This window comes from Lactobacillus apis (genome assembly GCF_002837055.1).
GTDB classification, from domain to species: Bacteria; Bacillota; Bacilli; order Lactobacillales; family Lactobacillaceae; genus Lactobacillus; species Lactobacillus apis.
On sequence record NZ_PDKP01000053.1, the window covers coordinates 1 to 1,528 of the forward strand.

The 1,528-nt window shown below is 36.1% G+C and carries 2 protein-coding genes; both read right to left on the bottom strand.

The window, feature by feature from the left end:
* Window positions 1-892 (bottom strand): GGDEF domain-containing protein (locus tag CRG87_RS07830; RefSeq protein WP_458118143.1); only part of this gene is annotated, 892 nt, incomplete at its 3' end.
* Window positions 893-1,050: 158 nt separating this feature from the next.
* The coding region (locus CRG87_RS07835) for an ATP-binding cassette domain-containing protein (protein WP_101138735.1) at window positions 1,051-1,528 on the bottom strand (478 nt) is incomplete at its 5' end.

The window sequence follows — 1,528 nt, forward strand, 5'->3', positions numbered from 1 at the left end:
TTGACTGTGCTTGATCAGCTAGCTCAGTTATTAGGCTACTACCATAAGCAATCCCGATTGATAAAGTTAACGGAGTATTGTTACGACTAGTCTCTAAACGAAGTTTATCAAGAACTGAGAACCTGTCTTGTTCCATTTGCGTTAAATCCTGCGTATGTAGTAAAAGCAAGAAATGGTCTTCATCAATTCGCTTGAGGTAGGCATGATATTTTTTAGCATAATCACTTAGTGTATTTTGCACATAAGAGCTTGTGGTTGTCAGCTCTTGATCATGCATCGTTTCACTTAATTCATCGTAGTTATCAATAAAAATCTGTCCAACTGCCAGCAATTCGTTATTATATTTTTGCTCAATTTTGGCGTAGCGTGTTATGTCTAATAAATAAATAACCCCAAGATTGTCTTGAACAACCATTTCAAATTGGTGATTATCCCAATTAACAACTTGGTTTTCCGCTGTTTTGGCTTTTAGTGAATCATCAATTAATTTATCTAAATCTGGATCAACCGACTTAATCGTATGACCAACTAAGTCATCATCTTTTAAATAAAGCTGTAAATAGGGGTTTACCCACTGAATCTGCCTGTCTTTGTCATAAAGCAAAATCCCAAGCGGCATTTTAATCATTGCCTCTTGTTCACTGCGTTTAATTCGATAGGACAAACTGACAGCAAAGTTATTGGCATTACCAGCGAGGATATAAGCGCCATAAACGATGCAGACAACAGTTAGGATAAAAATCACTACCATCGCCAGTCCAAATAATGGATTCATGATCATTGCCACGATACTGCCCAAAAAAGACAAAGCGAGAATAATCACAACTGCGGCCGTTAAGCGCGAATCTTTAATAAAAGCAGGAAATTCAAGCTTACGTAAAAAATCTTTCATGTAAGATCCTTCCTAAATTAATGTATAGTACATCAGTATTATTATACCTTGGTTTTACTTGATAAGAAACCTTTGCCTCATTCTTATAGATGATTGCATATAGCAAAATACGGAAAGCTAAACTTTCCGTATTTGTTGTTTGACCTTACTATATCCAATTACTTAAGCTCTAGTACCCGATGGCACTTTTCGGCAACATGACTATCGTGAGTAACAACGATAACTGTTTTACCAGCAGCATTAAGTTCGAGTAGGAGCTTGATAATTTCATCACGATTTTTACTATCCAAAGAACCAGTCGGCTCATCTGCTAATACCAGTTCACTTGGTTTAATGATTGCTCTTGCAACAGCTATTCTTTGTTGCTGACCACCTGATAGTTCATAAATTTTACTGTTCAAGTATTCTGATAGTCCTACTTTTTGGAGTGCAGCGGTAATGATTTCCGTTTTCTCTTTTTTACTTTGCTTGACGTACTTTAATGCTAAGAGCAAATTTTGTAAGACCGTATCTTCTTCAATTAAGGCAAAATTTTGGAAAAGGTAGCTAATTTTTTCCCTGATAATCTTTTGGGCTAGCCTACTATTAGGCTTAATGTTGGTATACTGCTCAAATTGATAATCACCGTCATCAACT